A 20,911-nucleotide genomic window follows, 5' to 3' on the forward strand; every position below is an offset into this window, starting at 1 on the left:
CGCTTACCAGACCACCCAAACTGCCGGGCCTGAACCCACTGGGCTAACTAGTTCTCTTCCCTACCTGCCATTCTGTCATTTCCCAACCCTCATTCGTATCTTTGCTACCAGCCCGGCGGCTTGCCTGGGCACTTTGCCTGCTATGTCTCAACCGCTCATTACGTTAGATTTTCTCGATAAAGCGCCCGTTGCTGAGGCAGCGGCCCTACCCAATGAGGTGCGCGTGAGCGCGGCCAACGGTACGGGCGGCGCCCGCAAGCTCTACATTGAGAGCTACGGCTGCCAGATGAATTTCTCGGACTCCGAAATCGTGTCCAGCATCCTGGCTGGCGAGGGCTTTGATACCACCGAGGACCTGGCCACCGCCGACCTCGTGCTGCTCAACACCTGCTCCATCCGCGAGAAGGCCGAGCAGACGGTGCGCATGCGCCTCAAGCAGATTAACTCGCACAAAAAGCGCCGGCCCGGTATGCTGGTGGGCGTGCTCGGCTGCATGGCCGAGCGCCTCAAAAGCAAGTTTTTAGAGGAAGAAAAAATCGTGGACCTCGTGGTGGGCCCCGATGCTTACCGCGACCTGCCGCAGCTCATCGCGCAGGTCGATGGCGGCCAAAAGGCCGTGAACGTGCTGCTGAGCCGCGAGGAAACCTACGCCGACATCACGCCCGTGCGCCTGAACTCGAACGGCGTGTCGGCCTTCATCAGCATCATGCGGGGCTGCGACAATATGTGCTCGTTTTGCGTGGTGCCCTTCACCCGCGGGCGCGAGCGCAGCCGCGATTCCCACAGCATTGTGCAGGAAGCGCGCGACCTGGTGGCCGCTGGCTACAAGGAAGTTACGCTACTCGGCCAGAACGTGGACTCCTACAAGTGGGGTAGCGAAGACGGCGCCGAGCGCGTCAACTTCGCGCAATTGCTGGAGCGCGTGGCGCTCATCAGCCCCGAGCTGCGCGTGCGCTTTTCGACCTCGCACCCCAAAGACATTACCGACGAGGTGCTGCACACGATGGCCCGCTACGACAACATCTGCAAGTACCTGCACCTGCCCGCCCAAAGCGGCAACTCGCGGGTGCTGGAGCTGATGAACCGCACCTATGACCGCGCCTGGTACGAGGACCGCGTGGCGGCCGTGCGCCGGATTTTGGGCGACGACTGCGCCATCTCGACCGACATGATTGCCGGCTTCTGCTCCGAAACCGAGGCGGAGCACCAGGACACGCTCAGCCTCCTCGACCACGTGCAGTACGACATGGCCTACATGTTCTTCTACTCGGAGCGCCCTGGCACGCTGGCCGCCCGCAAGCTCGCCGACGATATCCCGCTGGAAACCAAGAAGCGCCGCCTCCAGGAAATCATTGACCGCCAGCACGCCCACAGCCGCCGGCGCTACGAGCGGGGGGTAGGGCGCGTGCACCAGGTGCTGGTCGAGAACTTCTCGAAGCGCTCGAAAGACGACCTCAGCGGCCGCAACAGCCAGAACCAAGTCGTGATTTTCCCGAAGGGTAATTTCCAGAAGGGCGACTACGTTAACGTATTGGTGCATACCAATACGGGGGGTTCGCTGTTAGGCAAAGCGGTATAGATAACGCGGCTGCGTCTACCACTGGGTAGGCGCCGTTTGGCCAAGTAGTCACCAAGTAAAATGCAGGCGCTCACAGCCGTCTGCGCTAAGCATTACGCAAGAGATTGACTAATCAAGAAATACAATCCATCAAGCAGCGTTTCGGCATCATCGGCAACGCGCCGGCGCTGAACTACGCCATTCAGGTGGCGGCGCAGGTGGCGCCGACGGATATGACGGTGCTCATTACCGGCGAAAGCGGCTCGGGCAAGGAGTCGTTTTCCAAGATTATTCACGCCCTTTCGCCCCGCAAGCACGGGCAGTTCATCGCCATCAACTGCGGCGCCATTCCGGAGGGTACGATTGACTCGGAGCTTTTTGGCCACGAAAAGGGCGCCTTCACGGGTGCCAACGAGGCGCGCAAGGGCTACTTTGAGGTGACCGACGGTGGCACCATTTTCCTGGATGAGATTGCCGAGATGCCGCTGGGTACCCAGGCGCGCCTGCTGCGCGTGCTGGAAAACGGTGAGTTTATTCGGGTGGGTAGCAGCAAGGTGCAGAAGACCGACGTGCGCGTGGTGGCCGCTACCAACGTGAACCTGCTCGACCGGGTGCAGGCCGGCAAGTTCCGCGAGGACCTGTACTACCGCTTGAATACGGTGCCGATTACGGTGCCGCCGCTGCGCGACCGGGGCGACGATATCTATTTGCTGTTCAGAAAGTTTACCGCCGACTTTTCGGAGAAGCACCGGGTGAAGCCCATCAGCCTGACGCCCGACGCGGTGCGGCTGCTGACGCGGTTTCGCTTCCCCGGCAACATCCGGCAGCTCAAGAACCTAGCCGAGCAGATTTCGGTGCTGGAAATGGAGCGCGAGGTCGATGGCGCCCGCCTCACTACCTACCTGCCCACGGCCCAAACGTCGCTGCTGCCGGCCCTGTTGCCGGGCCACGGCGCGGGCGGCGACTTTGGCTCGTATTCGGAGCGCGACATCCTGTACCGGCTGCTGTTCGACATGCGCCGCGACATGACGGACCTCAAAAAAGTGGTGCTGGAGCTGGCCACCGGCAACCGCCCGGCCCCGGCCGAAACCCAGGAGCTGCTGCGCCAGAACAGCCACCTGTTCAATAACTTAGGCGAAGCCTCGCCCTACCCCCCCACCGACGGCCAGCCCGAGCCCAACGGCTACTACCTGCCCGGTGGCCCGGCCGCGCCGCTACGCGTGGATATGGCCTCGGCGGGCTACGCCGATGATGACGACAGCGACCAGACGGAGGACATCTCGCACGAAACGGAAGAAGAGACTCTTTCGCTCGATGCTATTGAGAAAGAGATGATTATGAAGGCGCTGAAGAAACACCACAACAAGCGCAAGTACGCCGCCCAGGACCTGGGTATTTCGGAGCGCACCTTGTACCGCAAGCTCAAGCAATATGACCTCGAATCGGCTTAACCAGGGGCGGCGCCGCGCGCTGGGCTTGCTGGCCCTACCCCTGCTGGGGGCGCTGAGCGGCTGCGGCATCTACTCCTTCAACGGCACCAACATTGACCCGGCCGTGAAGACGTTGTCCATTCAGACGTTCCAGAACACCGCGCCTAATGCGCCGGCCTACCTCTCGCAGCGCTTTACGGAGGATATCAAAGATTATTTTCAGCGCAACACGACGCTGAAGCTGGTGCCGCGCGACGGCGACCTGCAGTTTGAAGGCACCATCGCGGCCTACGATTTTGCGCCGGCGGCCATTCAGCAGGCGGGCGGGCTGCCGGGGGCAGGCGCCAACCGCCTCACCGTCCAGGTGCAGCTGCGCTTCACGAATACGAAGAATAACAAGCAGGATTTCGAACAGACCTTCCAGAGCCAGAAGGACTTCCCATCAACCCAGGATATTGCTACGGTCAACAACGACCTGGCCTCAGTGCGCGAGATTACCCGCAACATCATCAGCGACATGTTCAACAAGTCGGTGGCCAACTGGTAGGTTGCCCGTTGCTGAGTGTAGCACGGGGGGGTAGGCAGTCCTAGCGCATCCTCAAGGTGTGGGGGTTGAGATTGTTCTGCCCCAGGCAGGTTTTTCGGTCTGGGGTAGCGGGAGGCCAGCTGCTGCCTGAACCGGGTATGCTCCCGCTTCGTGCGCCGGGTCCGCACCTGATACAGACCGGGCTACGGGCTAGGCCCGGCACAACGTCGCCGAGCGCAAGCCGGGGGTGCGCATTAAAACAGACGACGCGAAAGCGCACGTTGTAGGAAAAGGGGTTGAGCACCACCAGGCCCTGGCTTTGGCCCATTGCGCCAGCATATTCTAATTGGCCCCCACCTGCCGGCCAACAGCCGGGTAGGACTGCCCTTGCTGTAGCGCTAGCAAGGCCGGCGCCGGGGCTTTCCGGTGGCAGGATGGGGGTAGGGAGGCTACCCGCGTAACAACTCACCAAAAATCGGCTGGCAGTAATTTAACTAGAATTTAAGCTCCCCTTAAGCTGGGCTTAAGCCATAGGGCCGTTTAAGCTGAGTATTCAGTTCGCAGTCAGATTTATAAGTCAGCCCTTTACGTAAGGGGTGGCTATAACAGCCGCGTGGCGGCCAGCGGGCAGGCATAACGCTGATTTTGCGAGTTCCTTAACGCTTTCTTTTATGAGTGATACCGCTGCTAATCCGTTGGGTAGCGAAGCCTTGCGGTCGGCTTTGGCTGAGTTGCTGGGCACCTTTTTTCTAGCCCTGGCCGCCCTTACGGTAGCGGCACCGCTTACGCCTTTCGCGGTGGGGCTCACGCTGCTTGTTTTCGTGTATGCGGTGGGTAGCCTGTCGGGCTCGCACCTCAACCCGGCCGTCACCATAGGGTTGATGGCCAGCCGGCGTTTTCCGCTCGCCCACGGGCTGCTGTATATAGTGGCCCAGGTGGCCGGGGCCCTGCTGGCGCGCGTGGTGGCCGGGGCCGGGCTGGTGGGTGAGCTGGGCCACAGCTACCAGGCGGGCACCGCCGCCGCTGAGTTTGTGGGCTTTGGCATTCTCATGATAACAGTGGCGGCTACCACCGAGAAGCAGGTAGCCAAGGCGGGCAGTGGCATTGCGGTAGGCGGCGCGCTGCTGGCCGGGCTGCTGGTCAGCCACGGGGTGCTAAACCCCGCCGTGGCCCTGGCAATGGGCTTGGCTACCTCGCCGGCAATGTGGGCCACGCTGCTGAGCGCCGTGGTATTCAGCCTGATATTCTCCGTCATCGAGCGCACCAAGCCCGCCGAAGTAGAAGACGGCCCGGTGCATACCCCCAAAGCCCAGGCCGACGATTCGAAATAAGGGGTACCTCGTCATAGAAGCGGGCGGTGTGAGGGGAAAAGGCAAAAATGAACAAGACTAAAGTGCCTTTCCAATGTCATAGAAGTAGAAAAGCTAGTTGCTAAAGGATTAGCAGAACAGTTAGAATAGAACCTGCGTTTATTTAACAAAACCCAATTCATAGGAAATCACAATGCTCAACATAAGCCACGATAAGACTGACACTAAAACCTTCGAAATGGGCGGCAAATGCCCTTTCGGCGGCGACCGCATCGGCGGCGCGGAAGGGTCGTCGCCTACGCTGTCCGACTGGTACCCCAACCGGCTGCGCGTAGAGCTTTTGCACCACAATGCCCCGGGCGCCAATCCGCTCGGCGAGGACTTCAACTACGCCGAGGCGTTCAACGCCATCGACCTGGAGGCGCTGAAGCAGGAAATCAAAGGCTTCCTGACCTCTTCGGTTGATTGGTGGCCATCGGATTACCATAACTACGGCCCCCAGATGATTCGCATGGCCTGGCACTCTGCCGGTACCTACCGCATTGCCGACGGCCGCGGCGGCGCCGGGGAGGCGCTGCAACGCTTCGCGCCTATCAACAGCTGGTGGGATAACGGCAACACCGATAAGTCGCGGCGGCTCATCTGGCCCATCAAGCAGAAGTACGGCAGCTCGCTGTCATGGGCCGACCTTATCGTGCTGACTGGCAACTGCGCGCTGGAAATCATGGGCTTCCCTACCTACGGCTTTGCCGGCGGCCGCCACGACGCCTGGGAGGCCGACAACAGCACCTACTGGGGCCCCGAGGTGTGGGACGGGCATAAGAAACACACGCCCGACGAAATGGTGACGCGCGACAAGCGCTGGCGCGGCCAGAACGGCGATGCCGACTACGACCTGGAAAACCCACTCGGTGCCACGCACCAGGCCCTGATTTACGTGAACCCCGAAGGCCCCTACGGCAAGGGCGACCCGATGGGCGCGGCGCGCGACATCCGCACGTCGTTCTCCCGCATGGCCATGAACAACGAGGAAACCGTGGCCCTGATTGCCGGCGGCCACGCCTTCGGCAAGAGCCACGGCATGGTACCGGCGGCCGAAATCGGGGCACAGCCCGAGATTGCGCCGATGGAAGAGATGGGCCTGGGCTGGCACAACCCCAAGGGCAAGGGCAATGCCGAAAACACGATGACCAACGGCATCGAAGGCAGCTGGACGCCGAACCCGACCCAGTGGGACAATGACTACCTCGTCAACCTGTTCAAATTTGAATGGGAGCAGACCAAGAGCCCGGCCGGCTCGTTGCAGTGGACCCCGGTTGACAAAAACGCGCCCAAGACGCCCGATGCGCACATCGCCGGCCAGATGAACGCCCTGATGATGATGACGACCGACATCGCCCTCAAGGTGGACCCCGAGTATCGCGCCGTCTGCGAAAAATTCCTCAACGACTTCGACGCCTTCACCCAAGCCTTCTCCAAGGCCTGGTACAAGCTGACCCACCGCGACATGGGCCCGCGCGAACGCTACCTCGGCGCTGAGAAGCGCAACGAGAACGACCTGCTGTGGCAGGACCCCATCCCGGTGGCCGACTATGCCTTGGTAGACGCGGCCGACATCGCGGCGCTGAAGCAGTCAATTCTGGCTTCGGGCATTTCCGTGTCTGACCTAGTGTACACCGCCTTTTCGGCGGCGGTTACGCACCGCAGCAGCGACAAGCGGGGTGGCGCCAATGGCGGGCGGCTCGCGCTGGCCCCGCAAAAGGACTGGGCGGTTAACCGCCGCACGGTGCCAGTCATCGCGGCCCTGCGGACGGTGATGGAGGAATTCAACGGCCAGCAGGCCGGGGGGAAGAAGGTATCGCTCGCCGACCTTATCGTACTGGGTGGCTGCGCTGCGCTCGAAAAAGCAGCGGCCGATGCGGGCGTTGCAACTGAGGTACCCTTTACGCCGGGTCGCCGCGACACCACGCAGGACCTTACTGACATTGAGATGTTTACGTGGCTGAAGCCCGTGGCCGACGGGTTCCGCAACTACCTCGACAAAGGGTTCGAGAATATTTCGCAGGGCGTGGCTCCGGAGGAGATGTTCCTCGATAAGGCGCAGCTTCTATCGCTTACCTCACCCGAGTGGGTGGCGCTGACCGGTGGCCTGCGGGCCATGAACGCCAACCACGACGGCTCGCCCTACGGCATCTTCACCGACCGCGTAGGCGTGCTCACCAACGACTTTTTCACGGTGCTCACGAGCACGGAATACGACTGGAAGAAGGATGACATGAAAAGCATGACCTTCTCGCTCGAACACCGCGCGACGGGCGAAAGCCGCTTCGTGGCGACCCGGGCTGACCTCGTGTTCGGCTCCAACAGCCAACTGCGCGCGGTGGCGGAGGTTTACGCCGGCAGCGACGGCCACAAGCGCTTCGTGAAAGCGTTTGTAAAAGCGTGGGACAAGGTGATGATGCTCGACCGCTACGACGTGAAAGTCTGAGGTTGCTAGTGGGTGAGCCCAGAAATTGCGCGTGGTTTTGATTGTTGTCAACTCTCAGAAGCAAGCATATTCACAACCCAAAGAAGCTTCGGCCAGCAGGTCGGAGCTTCTTTGCGTAAGTTGGGTCGGGTTAATTCAATACCAAGATTTTAGGCCCTACCCCCTGCTGGAAGCTAGCCCCGCTTGGGTGATGAGGAAGCCTGACCAGCCTGCGGTCAAAAGCCGTTGCAGGAAATCCAGTTAACTTCCCCGCCGGCGCAGCATCTGGCCCGGGGATAAGTGCCAGCAAAATGGGGTTGGCCACCGCGACTACCAACTGCCCTGCTTTAAGTTATTTAATGGCTATTTCCGATGACGCTACGCTAAATGCCCGCCTGACGCTGCTGCGCCAGACCGACCCGGCGGCATTTATGGAGCTGATTTTTAATACTTTTTATGCGCCGCTGGGTGCCGTGGCATACCGTGTGGTGCCCGACCGGGCCATAGTGGAAGACCTGTTGCAGGACGTTTTTTTGCGGCTCTGGCAGGGGCTGGCCACGCTGCCACCAATTGAGTCGTACCGGGCCTACCTCACCCGCATGGCCCTGAACGCGGCCGTGCGCTCCCAGCAGCGGGCCCAGCGCCAGGTAGCCTGGGACGATGCCCCGCCCACTGCTGCCCCGGTGGCGCCCGATGCCCTGGCCGGCCTGCACGCGGCCGAAACCGCCGCTGCCGTAGCGGCGGCCCTGGCGCAGCTGCCGCCCCAGTGCCGGGTTATATTCGAGCTGAGCCGCTATGAGGAGCTGAGCTACCAGCAAATAGCCGACGCCCTGGAAATTTCGCCCAAAACAGTGGAGAATCAAATGGGCAAAGCCCTGCGCATTCTCCGCCGCGAACTGGCGGGGGTGTTGAAAAACCTCTATTGGCTGCTGTTTTACTGCGGCGTGGCACGCTGGGCCGGTCAGGTGCTCCCGGTTGAGGCCAGGGCGCAGGTGCGGCTTCAAGGCCCGCCCACAACCTATTTTGCGAAGCGGCGTGGGGGTAACGTTGCGCTGGCGTATCTACTATTCATGCCGGGTACATCTGCTGGCCCAAACCCTATATGACGCATAGCTACCCCGACCCAGCCGATGCCCCCTGGGCGCTGCTGGCCCGCCACCTGGCCGCCGACGCCACGGCGGGCGAGCGGGCCGAGCTGCGCGCCTGGGTGCAAGCCGACCCTACCCACCTGCAAATCCTGGCTACCGTTACCCGCGCCTGGGAGCGGGCCGGCGAGGCCGCGGCCGGGCCCGTCTTGTTTACCCCGGCCGACGTGGAGGCCGCCTGGCAGCGCTTCCGGCCGCTAATGGCCGCAGCCGCGCCGGCGGCCCCAGCAGCTCAGCCACTGGTAGCGCCCCCCGTGGAGCCAGCACTCACGGCGCCGGCCGTACGGCCGCTGTGGCCCGGCCAGCGGCAGGCCGCTGCCCGCCGCTGGCAGCTGGCAGCGGGCCTGGCGCTGCTGCTGGGCGCAGGTTTTGCCTTGGCGAAAACCTGGTTTTTCACACCGAAAGAGCTGGTGCTAACCTATGCCAGCGCCGCCAACCGCCAGTTGGTGCGGCTGCCCGATGGCAGCACCGTGTGGCTCAATGCGCACTCGCGGCTGCGCTACGTGGGGGTAGGGCAAGCCCCGGCCCGCGGCGTGCGGGCCGTGCAGCTAACCGGCGAAGCGTACTTTGAAGTTCAACATAACCCGGACTGGCCCTTCGTGGTGAGCACCAACACGGCCCGCGTGCGGGTAACGGGCACCGCTTTCAACGTGCGCGCCTACGCGGCCGAAGACTCCGTAGAGGTGAGCGTGACCCACGGCCAGGTGTGGCTGACGCATATTGCGCCTACGGATAGCGTGCTGCTCGCGGCGGGCACCCGGGCGGCGCTGCACGCCACCGATGCCCCCGGCCGGATAGCCGCCCGCCTGCGCAGCAGCCCCGCCGCCGACCCCAACTTCCGGGCCTGGCAAACCGACACGCTGCGCTTCACCGATGCATCGGTGGCCCAGGTGACCCGCACCTTGCGGGCCACGTTTGGCACGGCCGTGCAGCTGAGCAGCCCAGGGCTGGCGCAGTGCCGCTTTACCGGCACCTTCCCCCATCCCCGGCCGGCCCAGGTGCTGGCCGTGCTGGCGGCGGCCACGGTCAGCCGCCTCACGCCCGACGGGAGCGGCGGCTACCAGCTGCAAGGCCCCGGCTGCGCCTCCCCTACCCCCTCGCTCCAGCCCCCGGCAGCGGCCCCGGCCCCCCGCATGCCCCGCCCGTGACGGCGCTGGGTGCCCCCCGGCCCGCTAGCTGGCGAACCTGGTCGGGGCTCGTGATGGCACTGCTCTGGTCCTGGCTGGCCGTTGGGCAGGCCCGGGGGCAGGCAGGTGCTCCGGCGCTGGCCCGCCTGGTGCAGCCTAAGCCGGGCACCCGCCCGCTGGGGGTAGTACTCGCCGAGCTCTCCCGCCAGGGCCAGCTACCTTTCAGCTATAGCAGCTCGCTGGTGCCAGTGGCGCACCTGTGCACGCTGCGGCCCGGCCCGGCCCGACCGCTAGGCGCGGTATTGCGCGAAATAGTAGCTGCCGAGCACCTGTCGTATGGGTTGCTGAACGGGCAGCTGGTCCTTTGGCCCGACCGCGTAGCCGCACCTTTGGGCGTTGCGGCAGTAAATGGCGGCCTTCCGCCAGTGGTCCGGCCTGTTTCTTTGCCCGCGCCCGTGCCTTTTGCGGCGGCGCCCACGGCAAGTGGGGTAGCAGCAAGCGCCAAACCAGCGGCTGCAAACGCTTACCTCATTACCCAACCTACCCCCCTGCGCGGGCAAGGAGCACCGCCAAGCTCTACCCTTGGCCAGCGGAGCAAGGCCCCTACCGCTCCTGCCAAACCACCCCTTACTCGCCTACACGCTGGCCTTGCGGCTTCTATTCCTACTGATAGGCATGAGCCGGGCCAGGCCCGGCGTTCGAGGTCTGAAAGCCGGCATCCGGGTATGGCCGCTGCCGCTAAGCAGGTTACTGCCAAGGGGCCCGACGAAATATCCGGAGCCACTTTGCCCCATCCGGGCCGCTTTCGTAGCCGCCCCCTCAGCCATGACCTGGCGGCTACGAAGGCAGCTGCTGCTACCCGGTTGCCTCACCCTGTGCGCGACGCGGGGCCACCGCAACCCCAAGTAGGTCAGCCACAGCGTTCGCTCACCTTGCTGCCTACCCTGCTGGTTTTGCCAGCGCAGGTTTTTGAGCCCGGCGATACGCTCCCGCCCGGCCAGGTACCGGCCAGCTTGGCTTTACGCGCCCCGGCCCCCACCGCCGATTCCGCCATTCACACATCGCCGGTGCGGGCGGGCCTGCTGCAACGCAGCTACCTGCACGGGGAGGCGTGGGCTAGTGAAAGCCTGCCGCTCAACGTGGCCGTTAAGCTGGGCATCCCCCACATTTACCTGGTACTGGGGGTGGCCGCCGGCCCCTTTGACCACCAATCGGGCGCGGCCTGGGGGGTAGGCGTGGGCACTGCTGGCCGGCCTCGGGGCCGCTTCACGCCTAGCTTAGACCTCCTGCTGTGGCTGCTGAGCAATGATAATGATAAAAAGGCTCCGGCTAGTCAGCTCACCCAACTGCGGCCCATGGTGGCCTGGCAGCTTAAGCAGGGCAGCCGCTGGCAGCTCGTGGGAGGGCCTACCCTCAACCTGGCCACTGCCCACCGCGAGCCAGGCCCTCCCCACTGGGAGCTGGGCCAGGACCAGTGGCGCTGGCTCGATGCCGACTTCCCGCAGTCGCTGCTGCGGCTGTGGCCCGGCGTGCAGCTGGGCGTGCGGTTTTAACGCAATCTCCGCCTTTGCGGCTAGTTGTTTGCAAGTCGTCAGCCGGTCATGCTGACGATTTCCCAAATAGAGTACGACAGCGGTTCCCAGAGCAAGTTCTTTGAGTTAGAAATTGCGCTAAAAAGCGCGTCCGGCAGCTTGCCGAACACGCCTTTCGTTAACCTGGCCTGCTGGCTTAGTTGGCGCCGGTGCTGGTAGTAGCAGTGGTGCTTGCGCTGATGCAGCCCAGCTCTACCAGTGGGCCCGCGGTGCAGCTGGCCTTCGTGCTGTCGGTGCTGCAGTTGTGCTTCTTGAGGGTGGTGTAGCCCACCAATAGCTTATCGCCGGCCTTTGCATGGAAGTTGGTCCAGGTAGCGCCCGTGGGCACTACATAGGTGCTGTCGGCCAGGTGCAGCGCCAAGCCGCAACCAGTCGTTTTGCTGAGGTCCACGACCGTGACGGCTGTGCTGCAGGTGCTGCCCTTGGGGGTGCAGCTGCCCTTTTCGCCATCTTTATCAAAGCAGCTCGTGAGTAGCGTGCTGGAACCCAGGCTAAAGAGCGCTAGTGTGGCGAAGGCCGCACGGCGGGAAGAAAAACGTTTCATACAGAAGGGGTTGAAAAGGGGTGAGTTGAAAAAGGGGTACTTAGCAGGGGAATCGAATTTGAAATGGGGTAGCCCATCAAGGCATTACCTCTACCCAGCCTTTGAAGCGCCGCCCATCGGTGAAGGTGACGAGGTAGTAGTAGACGCCCCCTACCCCCCCGCCAGCCCAGCTAAAGCTGCGGGCGGGCGACTGGTACACGAGCCGGCCCCAACGCGAGAAGATGCTGACACCCGCAAACTGGCTGGCGCAGAAATCGGGGGGTAGGGCCTGGTCGAGGGTGAAGGCTTCGTTGAGCCCGTCGCCGTTGGGCGTAATCACGTTGGGCGGGCGAAAGGCCAGCGAGTCGGTGGGCCGGGCCACTACAAAGCGGATGGTGCGCGTGAGCGTTTGCGACTTACACACCGCAGTTTGGGTGAGCACAAAATGCACCACTAGCCCACTGTCGCTGGCGGTGGCCGGGCCGCAGGCCGGCAGCCAGCTGAAGGTGGCGGTGGCGCGGCCCGTGCCATTTTGCGCACTGAAGCCCATGCCCACCGTGGCCAGGCTGAAGCCTTCGCCGGTAGCGGTGAGGGCCAGCGGGTTGGGTACCGTATCGGTGCCGAGCAGCGTGGCCGTGTAGGGCTGGCCCAGGGCCACCCGCACCACAGTGGGTGCCGTTTCGGGCACCCGCGCAGCCGGAAACGAGGTTGTAAAAACCGGCGTGGTCGGGGCCAGCGGGGCAACTATGAAAGCCACCTGTACGGTGTCGCGCTTGGGCAGCGAGCAGCCGTTGTCAGCCACCAATACGTTGAGCCGGTACACTTTACCCTTGGTGTCGGCGCACTCGGGGAAGCAGAGCGTGGCCGTGAGCGTATCGGGCTGGCCCGCCGCGTGCACGGTGCCGCTGGTGCGCGTGGTGAAGCTCGGGGCCGTGGCCGCATCGGTGAAGTTGACGGGCTGCGTCGTGAGCGTGAGCGTCGAGTTCGGGTCGGGGTCGGTGTAGTAGATAGTCAGGCAGCGCGCGCCGCCCGGCAGCAGGCGCACCGTGTCGCGGCCAGCCTGGTAGGCGCGGCCATTGGCTTGCACCGTCACCACGGGCGGATTATTGCTGGGGCAGTTCAGCACGTAGAGCTGGAAGTCGCGGCGCGTCTCACCGATTTTCACGCCCTTCCGGTACTCCGCGCAACGCACCCCAAACACGAACAGCCCTAGCCGGCTGGGCCGCACCGTGAGGCGCCCGGTGTGCGCGTCGATGCCCAGCGCCGGGGCGCCAGGAATCTGGTTGGTGGTGCTGAGGCCAGCGGTCCAGGTCACGGTAGAGTAGGGAGCCGCCGTGGGCAGCGGGCTAGGGTTAGCGGCCGTCGAGTGGCCGTTGAGGGGCGTCACCATGTCGTAGGCCAGCGAGTCGCCGTCAGGGTCTATCCCCCCAAAATCATAGTAAAACAGGTTGTTCAGGCAGGCATAGTCGCCCAGGGCCGGGAAGATGCGCGGCGTCGAGTCCACAAAAGTGGCCCCGCTCCGCACCACAGCCGGAAACTCCAGGTAAAAGGTTTGGGCCGCCCCGCCGGGGGTAGTGATATTGCTGATAGCCAGGTTGCGGCAGCAGCGCTCCACGGCCGCGTAGTAGCCGCTGGCACTGGTATAGGTGGCGGCATCCAGGGTGATATTCTTGCTATACACCAGCTTGCGGGTGCTGAGCGAGCCCACGGCACAGGCCGGATTGGTGTAGCTCACAAACGTGTTGCTGGTGAGCGGCAGCACCACGCTCTGCAACTGCCGGTTGGTGGCTTTATCAAAAACACCGGCGGTGAGCGCCTGGTCGAGCGCTGCCGCGTTGCCGTTGATGGCATCGAAGTACAGCGTGAGCGTGAGCGTGTAGGTACTGCCGGTTTGGTGCTGCAAGTCGAGCTCTCCGCCCACGATGTGGGTAGCCCGAGCCGGCGCGGCAGCTAGCAACACCAGCAGCCAGGTGCTGAGCACAGCCCAGGCTCGCGCCCGCACGGCCAGGACAGATACGAAGTAGTGCACGATTTTAGAATGGCTAATGCCGCTGGTTTCAAGTAGCTTATGCTTTACCCTATTGCTAGCGCACCGCACTGCGGCGGGCTCCAGCCAGCCAGGTCGCGGGTGAGGGCGCGCACTGACAGGGGCTGCTGGTCGGGGCGGAAGAGCTGCCCGGGTTCGCCGGCCCACTCGGGGCTGGTGAGCAGCTCTTCGTAGATGGCTTGGTACCGGGCCAGCTCGTCGTGCCACTCCCGGCCCTGGGCGCTGGCTTGCGCCTGGTGGTAGGCCGCGGCCCAGTAAAGCATTAGCAGCGGCTGGCTTTGGCCTGGTAGCATATAGGCAACTAAATAAATGATGAGCAGAAGTGGCGTGCGGAAGCAGAATACCCCAAAACAATGGTTTTTTACCCCCAGGCTACGGCCATCAGGGGCGGTTCAGCAATAAGATGCGCGGGGGCTGCGCTACCCCCACGCACCGCCGCATTTTATTTTAACGACGCAACTTACTCCTTCGTAAATTACTGGTTTTCAGGTATTATGGTAATTTCCAAGTCAGAGTACGTGTTCCGGTCCGATGGCGGAGCCATCCGACCGGTTGTCGTGGGAACGAAGGTTGAACGATTGGTTGAGCGGCGCACTCGTCAACCGGTCGGACGGCTCCGCCGTCGGACCGGAACACGTACCCTAATCTGGGAACCGCGGTAGGCACTAGTTAACATTGCCACCCACCGGCAGGCCACTGGGCACGGTAGCGGGCACGGTGCGGTCGTAGGTCGTAGCCGTGAGGGAGTTGAGGAAGGCCATGATGGCCTGCTTGTTGGTCACGTTTGTCGGGAAAAGCGGGTCGAGTCGGCTCGTGGCCACATGGGGGTTGGCCGAGCGTGCGCCGCCGCGGCCGGAGTCGTAGAAATCGAGCACGGCCTGGAGGTTGGGCAGCGCACCACTGCTCATGTAGGGCGCCGTCAGGGCCACGTTGCGCAGGCTGGGCGTGCGGAAGGCGTAGGTACCGTTCGCCCCCGCATCAGAAATAGCGTTCTTGCTATTATCGGCCACGCCCATCACGTGCAGCTGATAATCACTGAGCATGGGGCCGCCGTGGCACTTGGCGCAGCCGCTCTGCACAAAATCCTGCAGCCCTTGCACTTGCTGCGCCGTCAGCGCCGAGGTAGTTCCCCGCATATACTGGTCGAAGGGCGAGTCGGTGGCTAGCAGGGTTCGCTCGAAGCAGGCTAATGCTTTGCCGATGTTCGTGGCCGTGATGGGCATAGTCTCCGCAAAGGCCATTTTAAATAAAGCTTCGTAGGCTGGGATGCGGCGCAGCCGCGCCACCACCGAGTCGGGGGCATCACCTTCGGCATATTGGTGGCCGCGCATCTCTTCGAGCGTCGCCAGGGGGAGCAAGGATTGGGTTTCCAGCGAGCTGGCGCGGCTGTCCCAAAACATAGGGGCCGCCGTAGGGTCTGCCGCGCCAGTGGCAGTTAACCCGTTGAAAGCCGCATTGAGCACGGTCTGGCTATTGCGCTGGCCGAAGGGAATGGTATTGGGGCTCCGGAAGTGGCGGGCCGCACCCAGTCCCTGGCCGTTTTCGCCGATGGCTAAGTCCACGGCGTCGGCGTAGGCGGTGGCCGGGTGGTGGCAAGTGGCGCAGCTCACATCGCGCCCGCCCGAGAGCACCGGGTCCCAGAACAGGGTGCGGCCCAGGCTGACCTTCGCCGAGCTAGTGAGGTTAGTGGCCGGAGCCGGGGCTTCCAGCGGCAGGGCGGCCAGGGTGCTGGTAGCCAGCGTGCCGGCGGGGGTAGGCGAGTCGGCCCGCTGCTGGCAGGCCACCGCCGCAACAAGCAAGGCCGCCGCGGCAAGCAGCGAGGTAAGCTGAGTAGTAACGGAAGTCGCCATTAGCAGATAGCAGAAGATTAACTTATTAATGGACAGTATTTTACTCACAAAGCGCCAGCTCGTCAGCGCTTGGCCCGCGGGTACCCAGGGCGCGCTCCGTAGCTCATCGAATAGGTTGGGGGTAGCGCCGCCCCCTTGGCGGGGCGTTCGCAGGTGGGCCGTTTAGCAGGAAGAGACGCGAAGCTGCCCTTACCCCCACGCGGGCGACTCATTTATTTTGGCCGGCCGCTACCCAGTAAGCGTGGTCAGCCATCGAGCCAGCAGCAGGCGGGCAAAAAACTACCTGCCCTACCCCCCCTGGCCAGCGCATAAGTCAACGGCTACGCAGGTGGTGTGCCTGGCCGAGGCATTCAAGGCTACTCTCAACCCTAGCCAGCACGGCGAGCCTCCGCTGCCCTACGCCAGAGTGGATGCCGCCCAAGTGGTCGAATTTTCCGCAGTTGTTCTCGCGGCCGCTGGGGCTCCGTCAGTGCCCCGCAGCTGGCCGCCGCCCAAGCCATGCTTGCTGCCGTGCTGGCACCCGGTGTACCCAACGAGGACTATAGCGAGCTGGCAGGCGGCCTGGCCGCCGATGGCTACCAGGGCACTGCTACCAACCGGGCCGGCACGTTTGGGGCCGGCAACTGCTGCCTTACTTTTCTGGGCACACCCAGCCTCATGGGGAGTTGAGAATTGCGGTATGCCGGCCATTATTTTACCTTTGCCAACACCCACAACGGGGGCAAAATGGTGGGCGTGACGCCTACTTTGCGCGGCGCGGTGCCCATGCCACCTTATCTGCTACTCTCACGGACTTACCGCTTTTCATCCCTGCCGGCTGTGCTGCTTGCAGCCTTGCCCGGGCATCTTCGACACTACGAATCCCTGGCGGCGGGCTCTCCTTACCCAGCAGCCCGCCGCTGCTTACCCGTGTATGCTGACCGCGGGCGCCAGTATTGCGGCAACGCCCAGCGGGCCCAACTCTGCGAGCGCTGCGCTCGCAGAGTTAGGCCCGCTGGGCTGCGATAATTCCTAGGTCCAACGCCTCTGGCCTCTGCCTTAAAGCCAAAGAACTGGACTACCGCGAGTGGCCCGGGTTCATGGGCCACTGCGCGCGATGCTCAAGTGGCGACCTTAAACCACTACTGGCCAAAGGTGTAGTTCACACCGACCAGCGCATTCCAAAATAAGCGATTTCTAAAGCTGCCGTAGTTTTCACCCAGGTGCATATTCTAGCGGCGTGGCCGATAGCTCCAACTGCGGCGTGAGAGAGTAGGGCGGGGCCCAGGATTAAGTTTGCCTGCGTAGAAGAAGACGTGCCTGAGATACCATCAGGTCCTACCCCTGCTTGAGGCAATTGGTCTTCCTGGCTTTGGTTATACTCGTCTCAAAGTGTGCCTCTACTTCCGCCCACTTCGTGACGAGTATAAAAGCTTGGTCCAAAGATTACCGGAGAGGCTTGTTGGCAGCAGCCTTTTGGTATGCCCCCTACCCCCCCCTGCTGACGCAGGCAGGTATCAAGAATTGTATTTACTCATAGCCAATTATTTATAAGTACCCGTTGCTAATTAGCTTATTATATCGAGAACGTCATGCCCATCTGGCGTCCGCTTGTCGAAGCATCTCTACCACGAGAGTAATCTCAACGTTTAGAGTTAGTTACGCGGTAGAGATGCTTCGACAAGCGGACGCCAGATGAGCATGACCGCCTTTTGTAAACATCAACCAATTACCGTCGAGTACTTAATGCTGAAGGAACTGGCTACTAAGTCAACGTTAACCTTGAGGCCAAACTTTTAACCGAGGCTGTGCTTGCCGCATCACCCGCTGGTGGCGGAAGTCGCCCAATCCAGCCCCGCTACGGCGCCTCGCCAAAATGTATTGAAGTGCGCATACCCGCCGGCCCACAAAAAAAGCGCTGACCAGTCGGCCAGCGCTTTTCGGGTTTTGGGTAAAGACAAGTAGTGGGGCCTTCCTTGAAGTAGCAGGCCCGTACTTCCTGAGCTGCGGCGAGCAAGGTGGCCGCGGAACGCTTAGAAGCCCAAGCCTACGGCCATTGCCTGTAAGGGCCGCGGCAGGTCGCCTCCCTTGGTCGCAGCTCCCGTGGCCAGGTTAATCGTGTAGACGCTGGCGGCGGTGCCCACCGTCAGCACGGCAAAGCCCGTGCCGCTGGTGCCCCCAATATCAAAGCCATTTACCCCAGTTGTATTCACGCCCAGCGCACCCACCAAAACGAGTGTGCCCACATTGGGCGGGTCTTGCCGATACAGCATATCGGTGTTGGAATCAATGTCGTAGAGTACCGTTGTCGTCGCGCCCGCAAAATTGTTTGTGTAGGCAGCGGCCGTTATGGTGGGCGTACCCGGGTTCAGGGTGCCATCTACCAGGGCAATACCATCGGCGGGGTTCACGCGCAGGTTCACGCCAGTGTCACTCACAATGCGGATGCGGTCCACCGTGGGGTTGAAGTCGAAGCCGAAATTGGTGCCCGTCAAAACGAGGGGCGTGCCGGCGCCTACTACCGTTGCGGCCCCCGAAGAGAGGTTAACCGTGTAGAGCCGGTTGGTACTGCCCAGGCCATAGAGCTGCCCATTGAGCGGCCGCATATCCAGGCCTACGAGGCGCTCGCCACTCTGCAAGCCGGTAACGGGTTTGGTTACCTGAGTTTGGGGAGTACTTGGGTTGAAGGTCACAAAGTTATTATCCGCATCAACACCGTAGGCTACTGCCTTGGTCGGAATGGCTACCCCAATGATAGTCGTGTTGGCCGGGAAATTATCGTAGCGCGTAGCGCGGCCCGTACTCAAATCAATTTTATAGAGCCCCGCCTGGTTATCCACCGTTAGCGCGGCAAAAGCGCTGTTGTCAGCGGCGGCAATGTCAAAGCCCGCGAGCCCCGTTACGTTAACGCCCAAATCGCCAATGGCCACCAGGGTGCCATCGTTGGGCGGGTCTTGCCGGTACAGCTTGTCGGTAGTGGGGTCGATGTCGTAGAGCACCGTGGTGCTGGCTCCCGCCACTGGGTTGGTATAAGCCACGGCCGAGATAGCGGCGCCCGTCACACCATTAATGGCGCCATCGGTGGTCATAACGGCGCCGGTTTCCGGGTTCAGCCGCAGGTTTTGGCCCGTGTTGCTAACCAGGCGCAGCCGGTCGACGGTGGGGTTAAAGTCGATGGTAGCGGTAGTGCCATTCAGGGCCGGCGTGAAGGGGCCAGCTCCTATGGGGCGGGCCACACCGGTGGCCGGGTCGATAACGTAGAGGCGGCTGGTGCTGCCCAGGCCGTATAGCTGGCCAGTGGCGGGGCGGTAGTCCACGCTCAGGATGCGCTCTCCGGTTTGCAAGCCGGTAATGGCCACAGCCGTAGGTGCCGCCGTCACATTATTGGCGTTGAACTGGAGCAGCTGATTCGTACTGGACAGCGCCTGGAAAGTCAAGTCAACCTTGCTAATGGGAACAGTATCGTCGTTCTTATCACAGGCGGTAAACAAAAGGCCCATTCCCAGCAAAAGGGCAGAGCTAAAATAGGGAGGCAACGAAAATTTCATACAGGATGAATTTTTAGTGAATTTCCCTTGCTTACGATTTTCAGTTGCTGGTCAGATTGGATGGCCTAGCGACAATACAATAAATTACTGATTATCAGTCCATAAAAGAATAAAGCAGTCGTGCTACCTGCTCCGCATCCAGGCTATCCTAGCGAGTCGTCGGTGCGCAGAACAGCAGGCGAATCTGCATCCGAGAAGGAACGGATGGAGAACCAACGTACAAACGGAAACTAGTTGAGTAATACGTGATTCACTCGTTGCGCATCCTGCCTTGCGCTAGCGGGCAAAGTGGGCCAAACCTGTTAGTAGCTCATCAGTGAATCCCGCCTTATTACCAGGTGCTTAGGCCAATAGTAGGTACTACCGCTCACTTGTGGGCAGCGGCAACCAGGCTCTTACCAAATAGAGCTGGGCGCGGCGGCAGGCAGGCGTTTTTTGTCACTTTGTCATAGCATTTCACCCGTTGCTATGGCGGCGGCATTTCGCTTTTCACGCGTTTTTACTGCGGGCCAGCGAGCAGGCACCCACGCGGCTGTTTATCGGTAATCATCTTGTACTAAACTGCTTGTGGTACTTGGCAGGCACTATGCCTTATACTTTGACTTTTCGGCAGCGACCTGTTGCGTAACTTGCCCGGCCCATACCGCTTACTTTCTACTTCACGTTGACCCGCGCCACCCTACTTCAATTGCTCGCCCAGCCCACAGCCCTCACCGGGGCCGATGTGCGGGCGCTGGAAGAGTTGGCCGAGGCCTTCCCCTACTGCCAAACGGCTCACCTGCTGCTAGCCAAAGCGGCCCACGACCAGGGGTCGATGCTGGCCGGGCAGCGCCTGCGCCGCGCGGCCACCTACGCCGCCGACCGCACGCTACTGCGTCAGCTCATCGAGCTGCCCGCGCCCGTGGCGGTAGCGCCCCCCCCCCTGGTGCTGGCCGAAGTCCCGGCGGCCCACCAGGCCACTAACGACCTGGTAACCGCCCCCTACCCCCCCCTGCACGAGCCAGCTCCTCCCGTAGGCGACACCGCCGCCGAAACGGCTGAACTACCTGATGAGCAAAGGGATGAATTGCTTATTGATGTTCCCGAGCAGGAGCTGGTGCCGGTAGCCAGCAGCCCGGCTGAGCTAGCGCCCACGCTGGAGCCGGAACCTACGCCAGAGCCGGAGTTGCCGCCCCAGGCGCCGCCCATTCGGCCGCCTGCCGAGGCGGCGGTGGCCAGCACAGAGTTTGGGCTGGCCTACGAAAGTCCGGTTGAGCTAGCGGCTTACCAGCTAGCTGGGCTGCTTGAAAACCCGGCACCGGCTCGGCCCGTTGGCACCCCCTTGCTACCCCCCTTTACGGGCGTGGCCGATGTGGCGTATGCCCCTACCGAGGGGAGCCGCCTGGGCTTTTGCCTGCTGCCAGCGGCGGGCCGCGACGGGATGCCCGCTACTGGCCTACCCCCTACCGGAGAGTTTTTCGCGCCCGACGCGCTGCTACTGGCCCACGTGGCGGCCCAGCAGCCCGAGGCGCCCAAGGCCCGCCCGCTCGACCTCATCAACAGCTTCTTGCAGCGGGCCCCGGCCGCGTCGCGCCGCCGGGCCCTCCCTACCCTCGATGAGGAAGCCCAAGCCGACTTGTCGGTGCGCAGCACCCGTGCCGAGCCCGATTTAGCTTCTGAAAGCTTAGCCAAAATATTGGCACGGCAGGGAAAAGTTGACCGCGCCATTGCAATTTATGAGCGCCTGATGGTGAAACAGCCGGAAAAAATGGCGTACTTTGCAGCTCAAATTGACTCATTGCGCCCATCGGCGTAGCTATTTCTTTTCTC

15 protein-coding genes are annotated in these 20,911 nt (G+C 62.5%); 10 read left to right on the forward strand and 5 right to left on the reverse strand.

Features of this window, described 5'->3' with window-relative positions; genetic code table 11:
* Positions 1-142 precede the first annotated feature (142 nt).
* The 8 genes from miaB (at position 143) to E4631_RS10385 (ending at position 11,116) form a co-directional block, all read left to right on the forward strand.
* On the forward strand, positions 143-1,579 hold the full coding sequence (gene miaB, locus E4631_RS10350; protein ID WP_133655485.1) for a tRNA (N6-isopentenyl adenosine(37)-C2)-methylthiotransferase MiaB: 1,437 nt from the start codon (positions 143-145) through the stop codon (positions 1,577-1,579).
* Between the two features lie 104 nt (positions 1,580-1,683).
* The gene (locus E4631_RS10355) at positions 1,684-3,009 is read left to right on the forward strand and encodes a sigma-54-dependent Fis family transcriptional regulator (RefSeq protein ID WP_133655484.1); all 1,326 of its coding nucleotides are present in this window, start codon (positions 1,684-1,686) and stop codon (positions 3,007-3,009) included.
* Entirely contained in the window at positions 2,990-3,535 is a 546-nt protein-coding gene (locus tag E4631_RS10360) for an LptE family protein (protein ID WP_133655483.1), read from the forward strand. Before E4631_RS10355 ends, E4631_RS10360 begins: the two co-directional genes overlap by 20 nt.
* A gap of 650 nt (positions 3,536-4,185) precedes the next feature.
* Positions 4,186-4,845: an aquaporin gene (locus E4631_RS10365; protein WP_133655482.1), complete on the forward strand. Its 660-nt coding sequence runs from the start codon at positions 4,186-4,188 to the stop codon at positions 4,843-4,845.
* 172 nt (positions 4,846-5,017) lie between these two features.
* Complete coding sequence (gene katG / locus E4631_RS10370) at positions 5,018-7,312, forward strand: catalase/peroxidase HPI (RefSeq protein WP_133655481.1); 2,295 nt, start codon at positions 5,018-5,020, stop codon at positions 7,310-7,312.
* Positions 7,313-7,650: 338 nt separating this feature from the next.
* Positions 7,651-8,397 (forward strand): sigma-70 family RNA polymerase sigma factor, encoded by a 747-nt coding sequence (locus tag E4631_RS10375; protein ID WP_166647915.1) that lies wholly within the window; start codon positions 7,651-7,653, stop codon positions 8,395-8,397.
* Positions 8,394-9,584 carry a FecR family protein gene (locus E4631_RS10380; protein WP_133655479.1) on the forward strand — a complete coding sequence of 397 codons (1,191 nt, stop codon included), beginning with the start codon at positions 8,394-8,396 and terminating at the stop codon, positions 9,582-9,584. The genes E4631_RS10375 and E4631_RS10380 overlap by 4 nt, the downstream gene beginning before the upstream one ends.
* A 53-nt stretch (positions 9,585-9,637) precedes the next feature.
* The gene (locus E4631_RS10385; RefSeq protein WP_133655478.1) at positions 9,638-11,116 is read left to right on the forward strand and encodes a hypothetical protein; all 1,479 of its coding nucleotides are present in this window, start codon (positions 9,638-9,640) and stop codon (positions 11,114-11,116) included.
* A 175-nt stretch (positions 11,117-11,291) separates the two neighbouring features.
* Here the strand turns inward: E4631_RS10385 and E4631_RS10390 are convergent, their stop codons facing one another.
* The 4 genes from E4631_RS10390 to E4631_RS10405 all read right to left on the reverse strand — a co-directional run bounded on the left by E4631_RS10390 (position 11,292) and on the right by E4631_RS10405 (position 15,575).
* Positions 11,292-11,699, reverse strand: a complete 408-nt coding sequence (locus E4631_RS10390; RefSeq protein WP_133655477.1) for a hypothetical protein — start codon at positions 11,697-11,699, stop codon at positions 11,292-11,294.
* A 76-nt stretch (positions 11,700-11,775) separates the two neighbouring features.
* Positions 11,776-13,707: a gliding motility-associated C-terminal domain-containing protein gene (locus E4631_RS10395; RefSeq protein ID WP_133655476.1), complete on the reverse strand. Its 1,932-nt coding sequence runs from the start codon at positions 13,705-13,707 to the stop codon at positions 11,776-11,778.
* 44 nt (positions 13,708-13,751) lie between these two features.
* Positions 13,752-14,018, reverse strand: a complete 267-nt coding sequence (locus tag E4631_RS10400; protein ID WP_133655475.1) for a hypothetical protein — start codon at positions 14,016-14,018, stop codon at positions 13,752-13,754.
* Positions 14,019-14,390: 372 nt separating this feature from the next.
* Complete coding sequence (locus E4631_RS10405; protein ID WP_133655474.1) at positions 14,391-15,575, reverse strand: cytochrome-c peroxidase; 1,185 nt, start codon at positions 15,573-15,575, stop codon at positions 14,391-14,393.
* 498 nt (positions 15,576-16,073) lie between these two features.
* Between E4631_RS10405 and E4631_RS25900 the strand changes: the two genes are divergently transcribed.
* A complete protein-coding gene (locus tag E4631_RS25900; protein ID WP_166647914.1) occupies positions 16,074-16,244 on the forward strand; it encodes a hypothetical protein in 171 nt (56 codons plus the stop codon).
* 1,343 nt (positions 16,245-17,587) lie between these two features.
* Here E4631_RS25900 and E4631_RS10410 read toward each other — a convergent pair.
* Entirely contained in the window at positions 17,588-19,054 is a 1,467-nt protein-coding gene (locus E4631_RS10410) for a DUF4394 domain-containing protein (RefSeq protein ID WP_240734820.1), read from the reverse strand.
* Positions 19,055-19,766: 712 nt separating this feature from the next.
* On the opposite strand from E4631_RS10410, the gene E4631_RS10415 reads away from it, so the two are divergent.
* Positions 19,767-20,897 (forward strand): hypothetical protein, encoded by a 1,131-nt coding sequence (locus E4631_RS10415; RefSeq protein WP_133655472.1) that lies wholly within the window; start codon positions 19,767-19,769, stop codon positions 20,895-20,897.
* Positions 20,898-20,911: the final 14 nt, after the last annotated feature.

Source organism: Hymenobacter sp. UV11, assembly GCF_004684095.1.
Lineage (GTDB): Bacteria > Bacteroidota > Bacteroidia > Cytophagales > Hymenobacteraceae > Hymenobacter.

Coding starts and splice junctions, on each gene's coding strand:
- miaB (WP_133655485.1), top strand. CDS start 143: ATGTCTCAACCGCTCATTACGTTAGATTTTCTCGATAAAGCGCCCGTT.
- E4631_RS10360 (WP_133655483.1), top strand. CDS start 2,990: ATGACCTCGAATCGGCTTAACCAGGGGCGGCGCCGCGCGCTGGGCTTG.
- E4631_RS10365 (WP_133655482.1), top strand. CDS start 4,186: ATGAGTGATACCGCTGCTAATCCGTTGGGTAGCGAAGCCTTGCGGTCG.
- katG (WP_133655481.1), top strand. CDS start 5,018: ATGCTCAACATAAGCCACGATAAGACTGACACTAAAACCTTCGAAATG.
- E4631_RS10375 (WP_166647915.1), top strand. CDS start 7,651: ATGGCTATTTCCGATGACGCTACGCTAAATGCCCGCCTGACGCTGCTG.
- E4631_RS10380 (WP_133655479.1), top strand. CDS start 8,394: ATGACGCATAGCTACCCCGACCCAGCCGATGCCCCCTGGGCGCTGCTG.
- E4631_RS10385 (WP_133655478.1), top strand. CDS start 9,638: ATGGCACTGCTCTGGTCCTGGCTGGCCGTTGGGCAGGCCCGGGGGCAG.
- E4631_RS10390 (WP_133655477.1), bottom strand. CDS start 11,699: ATGAAACGTTTTTCTTCCCGCCGTGCGGCCTTCGCCACACTAGCGCTC.
- E4631_RS10400 (WP_133655475.1), bottom strand. CDS start 14,018: ATGCTACCAGGCCAAAGCCAGCCGCTGCTAATGCTTTACTGGGCCGCG.
- E4631_RS10405 (WP_133655474.1), bottom strand. CDS start 15,575: ATGGCGACTTCCGTTACTACTCAGCTTACCTCGCTGCTTGCCGCGGCG.
- E4631_RS25900 (WP_166647914.1), top strand. CDS start 16,074: ATGCTTGCTGCCGTGCTGGCACCCGGTGTACCCAACGAGGACTATAGC.
- E4631_RS10410 (WP_240734820.1), bottom strand. CDS start 19,054: ATGGGCCTTTTGTTTACCGCCTGTGATAAGAACGACGATACTGTTCCC.